Source organism: Candidatus Ulvibacter alkanivorans, assembly GCF_003333325.1.
GTDB lineage: Bacteria > Bacteroidota > Bacteroidia > Flavobacteriales > Flavobacteriaceae > Ulvibacter_A > Ulvibacter_A alkanivorans.
In genome coordinates this window covers 1-5,527 of the sequence record NZ_QOLC01000005.1, presented here as the reverse complement: position 1 = coordinate 5,527, position 5,527 = coordinate 1, and the positions used below count along the sequence as shown (strand labels likewise).

Sequence of the window (5,527 nt, the reverse complement as noted above, 5' to 3'; positions counted from 1 at the left end):
TATTTTTTGACGTAGACTTTCAGAAACACGCTAAAGAAATTTACGATGCTCCCGCTTGGCCCGAGGAACCATTATTCTATGCAAGTTTCCCATCTAAAACCGATGCCAGTGCAGCACCGCAAGGGAAGGAAGCCGGAATCTTCTTAATTCCACTCGCACCCGGACTTAAAGACACCCCGGAATTACGCGAACAATATTTTGATAAGATCATGACTCGATTTGATAAGCTTACCAACCAAGAAGCGAAAAAATACGTTATATTTAAAGAGTCTTTTTGTGTCAACGATTTTAAAGAAGCTTATAATTCGTACAAAGGAAACGCATATGGCCTAGCCAATACCCTATTGCAAACTGCTTTCTTACGACCAAAGTTAAAAAGCAAGAAAGTGAAAGACTTGTTTTTTACAGGGCAATTAACTGTTCCTGGACCCGGTGTACCACCTTCACTCATTTCAGGGAAATTGGTTGCCGGATTAATACAAAAAGAAATAAAATAGCTGTGAAAGAAATATTCGACATCGTATCTAAAAGTTGTAGTAAAACCGTTACCAACTCCTATAGCACTTCATTTTCGCTGGCCACAAAAATGTTGGCACCCACTATTAGACAAGATATTTATAACGTGTATGGTTTTGTTCGATTTGCCGACGAGATCGTTGACTCTTTTCATGAATACGATAAGGATACGTTGTTTAATAGATTTGAAACCGATCTGCACCACGCTTTAAACGATAAAATTAGTTTGAACCCCATCTTAAACTCATTCCAACATACGGTTCATACCTATGGCATAGACCAACACCTAATCGATTCGTTCATGCAGAGCATGCGATTGGATCTTTCAAAAACCGACTACACCACCGAAGAAGAATACAAAGAATATATTTATGGGTCTGCCGACGTTGTTGGGCTCATGTGTTTAAAGGTCTTTGTAAAAGGAAATATTGAAAAGTATGAAGCGCTTAAAGATGCTGCCATGCATTTAGGCTCTGCGTTTCAAAAGGTTAACTTTTTACGAGACCTAAAAGCCGATTACGAGGGTTTGAGCCGAACGTATTTTCCGAACACCAATCTAGATGCCTTGGACGAAACATCAAAATCTGCGATCATAGCCGATATCGAAGAAGATTTTAAAAAAGGATATCAAGGAATTTTACTACTTCCAGCCGAGGCGAAATTTGGTGTTTTCATGGCATATCGTTATTATAAACGATTGTTGAAGAAATTAGCAAAAACACCGGCCATGGAAATAAAGAATACTCGAATTCGAGTTCCGAATTATGAAAAATTCGGATTGCTTACACGCAGCTATGTGAAATATCAATTAAAACTGGTACGTTAATTTATTGCAAACAACTACTATTCCCAAACTTTTTTGATTACTGAATTATGACGATTGCCCTTTGGATATCAATTTTTTTAATCACTTTCTGTATTATGGAATTTATGGCGTGGTTTACGCATAAATACATAATGCACGGATTTCTATGGAAACTCCATAAAGATCACCACCATAAAGATCATAATAGTTGGTGGGAACGAAACGACCTTTTCTTTATTTTCTACGCTGCTGTAAGCATCGGTTGTTTTGTGGGGTGGCAATATTATGGATTTTGGGCAGGGCTCCCAATCGGACTTGGAATCTTTGCCTATGGCCTGGCTTATTTTTTTGTTCATGATATTTTTATTCATCAACGTTTTAAAATGTTTCGAAACGCTAATAATTGGTATGCCAAAGGAATTCGACGAGCACATAAGATACATCATAAACACTTGGGCAAAGAAGAAGGCGAATGCTTCGGAATGTTAGTACCTCCCCTAAAATATTTCAAAAAAAAATAAATGGATCTGCTATACCTCTGGCTTAACATTGGGTCTATAAGCATTCCTTTTCTGTTTAGCTTTCATCCCAAATTACAATTCTATAAACGATGGCGAAATTTGAGCATTGGCATTTTTTTTATGATGGCCTTCTTTATAAGCTGGGATATCATTTTTACCAATAACGAAATTTGGGGTTTTAACGAATCCTATATTACAGGAATTCGCATTTTCAATCTCCCACTGGAAGAATGGTTGTTCTTTATATGTATTCCCTATGCATGCATCTTTACACATTATTCGCTGTACCATTTCTTTCCCAATATGGCGTTTGGTAAGAAAGTTAGCAATGTGATCTACCTAACTCTAGTATCGGCACTTATAATTACCCTATGGTACCACTACGATAAATGGTATACCTTCATCAATTTTAGTTACGCCTTGATTCTTCTTGGACTGGTGTATAATTACCAACGAGAGACTTTCCGAAGATTTCTTCCCACTTTTTTAGTAATCCTCATTCCATTCTTTTTGGTAAATGGAATCTTAACCGGTAGCGGTATAGCCGAACAGGTGGTTTGGTATGATGATTCTGAGAACGTAGGGGTACGACTCTTCACGATCCCGATTGAGGATACGATCTATGCGTTTGGTATGCTTCTTACCGTACTTACTATTATGGAAGCTTTTGAACAATTGAAACCTACTCCTTCAACAACCGATCTATCGTAGTCGTCACTTTCTCGCTACTCCAATGGGCAGCTCCAATCTCTTTTATCACGATCGACCCATCCTTAGATAACAGATACGTAGTAGGCAAACTGTTCGCGTTCAATTCCTTTGGCGCTTGTTGTTGCGGAATGTACACCGGAAGATCGTAGTTTTTTTTCTGAAGAAAGTAAGCCAAGGTCTCCGGTGTTTCCGAAGAAATAAAATAAAAATCGACCTTAGTACCATAAGCATCGTATAACTCTTGAAGCGAAGGCATCTCGGCCACACAGGGTGGACACCATGTCGCCCAATAGTTGATCAGCACTACTTTTCCTTCCGAGGCATTAAAATTTTTTGGTGCTCCGTTCAATGTTTGCAATGCCCAATTATACGATTGCACGCTTTCTCTATTTTCTTCGGAAACTTCCGAAGGGCTAAAAGAAAACAACCGTTGAATCCCCACTTGAATTGGCATTCGTGTTTGCGGCACGACAAGCAAAACTATAAGTAGTAGAAATAAAATGGTGTTCCAATGTTTTTTAAAAAATTTCATAAGGACTCTTTACATATTAATTCCTAAGACAAAAAAACTCCCGAAAAATCGGGAGTTTCTTAATACAAGTTAAACGACATTATGCGTTTTGCTTCTTTATTAAGTTTAATGCCGATCCTTCGCGATACCATTTTATTTGAGCATCGTTATAGGTATGATTCGCTTTAATTACATCCTTGCTTCCATCTGCATGAACAACTTCTATAGTGAGCGGTTTGTTCTCGGCAAAATCGGCAATATCCACAAAATTAAAGGTATCGTCTTCTTGAATAAGATCGTAATCTGCCTCATTCATAAAGGTCAAGCCTAACATTCCTTGTTTTTTCAAGTTAGTTTCGTGAATTCGCGCAAACGACTTTACCAACACGGCGGCGACACCTAAATGTCTTGGCTGCATAGCGGCATGCTCACGTGAAGAACCTTCACCGTAGTTGTGGTCTCCAACTACAATTGTTTTAATCCCTTTAACTTTGTAAGCACGTTGTACATCGGGTACACCTCCGTATTCACCATCTAACTGGTTTTTCACAAAATTGGTTTTTTTGTTAAAAGCGTTCACGGCACCAATTAGGGTGTTATTTGCAATATTATCTAGATGGCCTCGATAGCGCAACCATGGTCCTGCCATCGAAATATGGTCGGTCGTACATTTTCCAAATGCCTTGATCAATAATTTCACGCCTTGGAGCTCACTGTCTTTAATAGGCTCGAAAGGTGTTAATAATTGTAATCGTTCGCTGTCATCTGCTACCTTTACTTCAACGCTACTTCCGTCTTCGGTTGGTGCTAAATAACCATTATCATCTACATCAAATCCATCAGGTGGTAATTCGATCCCTCTAGGCTCATCTAGTTTTACCTGTTGTCCGTCCTCGTTCAATAAAGTGTCGTTCATAGGGTCGAAATCGAGCCTTCCACTTATAGCGATCGCGGCAACCATCTCGGGAGAGCCAACAAAGGCATGTGTGTTAGGGTTACCATCGGCACGTTTCGAAAAGTTTCTGTTAAAAGAGTGCACTATGGTGTTCTTTTCTTCGCCTTTAAGATCGCTACGATCCCACTGACCAATACACGGTCCACAAGCATTTGTAAATATGGTAGCACCTAAATTCTCAAATACACTAAGCAGTCCGTCACGTTCTGCGGTATAGCGAATTTGCTCAGATCCCGGGTTGATCCCAAAATCACTTTTAGGTCTTAATTTTTTATCGATGGCTTGTTGTGCAATAGACGCCGCTCGCGTAAGATCCTCATAAGAGGAGTTGGTACATGATCCTATTAATCCCCAATCTACTTTAATTGGCCAATCGTTCTTTTTTGCCTTTTCACCAAGCTCTCCAACCGGAGTCGCCAGATCGGGCGTAAATGGTCCGTTAAGATGTGGGCGTAATTCAGACAAATTGATCTCGATCACTTGATCGAAATATTGTTCCGGATTATCGTATACTTCTGGGTCACCGGTAAGGTGTTCCTTAATTTTGTTCGCTTCATCGGCGATTTCGGCTCTATCGGTAGCACGTAAAAAGCGCTCCATAGATTCATCGTAACCAAAGGTAGAAGTAGTTGCTCCAATTTCTGCTCCCATGTTACAAATGGTTCCTTTACCGGTACATGACAGATTTCGTGCCCCGGGACCAAAATATTCTACAATGGCACCGGTTCCACCTTTAACGGTAAGAATTCCGGCAACTTTTAAAATTACATCTTTAGAGGCGGTCCAACCATTTAATTCTCCTGTAAGTTTTACACCAATAAGTTTTGGGAATTTCAGTTCCCAAGGCATTCCTGCCATTACATCGACAGCATCTGCTCCACCTACTCCAACGGCAACCATTCCTAATCCGCCTGCATTCACAGTGTGCGAATCGGTACCAATCATCATTCCGCCGGGAAATGCATAATTTTCCAGTACTACTTGATGAATAATTCCTGCTCCCGGTTTCCAAAAGCCAATTCCGTATTTATTAGAAACCGATTCGAGAAAATCGAACACTTCATTACTGGTTTCATTAGCACGCTTTAGGTCGGCAGCGGCCCCTTGTTTTGCTTGTATCAAGTGATCACAGTGAACGGTGGTAGGTACAGCTACATTTTTTTTCCCTGCCTGCATAAATTGTAACAAGGCCATTTGAGCTGTTGCATCCTGACATGCGATACGGTCGGGCGCAAAATCAACATAGTCTTTTGCACGTGTAAATGCCTTGTTGGGCATACCGTCCCATAAATGTGAATACAATATTTTTTCTGAAAGTGTTAAGGGCTTACCCACTAGCTCACGTGCTTTTTCTACACGGTCGGCCATTTGTGAATATACCTCTTTGATCATCTCAATGTCGAATGCCATAGTTTTACTCTTTTTTTGGTTTTTTCTGAAGTTCTGCGAAATTACAAAATTTTCTGAATATTAAAAAATATCTAATAAATTACCGCTTTAACCTATTT

The 5,527-nt window shown here is 39.8% G+C and carries 6 protein-coding genes; 4 read left to right on the top strand and 2 right to left on the bottom strand.

Features of this window, described 5'->3' with window-relative positions; translation table 11 throughout:
- The 4 genes from DWA30_RS00500 to DWA30_RS00485 all read left to right on the top strand — a co-directional run.
- Positions 1–497 (top strand): phytoene desaturase family protein (locus DWA30_RS00500; protein ID WP_369076297.1); only part of this gene is annotated, 497 nt, incomplete at its 5' end.
- Between the two features lie 2 nt (positions 498–499).
- Entirely contained in the window at positions 500–1,342 is an 843-nt protein-coding gene (locus tag DWA30_RS00495; protein WP_114490592.1) for a phytoene/squalene synthase family protein, read from the top strand.
- Positions 1,343–1,389: 47 nt separating this feature from the next.
- Positions 1,390–1,842, top strand: a complete 453-nt coding sequence (locus tag DWA30_RS00490; protein ID WP_114490591.1) for a sterol desaturase family protein — start codon at positions 1,390–1,392, stop codon at positions 1,840–1,842.
- Positions 1,843–2,553 (top strand): lycopene cyclase domain-containing protein, encoded by a 711-nt coding sequence (locus DWA30_RS00485; protein WP_114490590.1) that lies wholly within the window; start codon positions 1,843–1,845, stop codon positions 2,551–2,553.
- Here DWA30_RS00485 and DWA30_RS00480 read toward each other — a convergent pair.
- Both DWA30_RS00480 and DWA30_RS00475 read right to left on the bottom strand, forming a co-directional pair.
- Entirely contained in the window at positions 2,525–3,085 is a 561-nt protein-coding gene (locus tag DWA30_RS00480) for a TlpA family protein disulfide reductase (protein ID WP_114490589.1), read from the bottom strand. The two genes, DWA30_RS00485 and DWA30_RS00480, sit on opposite strands and share 29 nt — an antisense overlap.
- Before the next feature lie 79 nt (positions 3,086–3,164).
- Positions 3,165–5,429, bottom strand: coding sequence for an aconitate hydratase (locus DWA30_RS00475; protein ID WP_114490588.1), 2,265 nt, complete (start codon positions 5,427–5,429; stop codon positions 3,165–3,167).
- Positions 5,430–5,527: the final 98 nt, after the last annotated feature.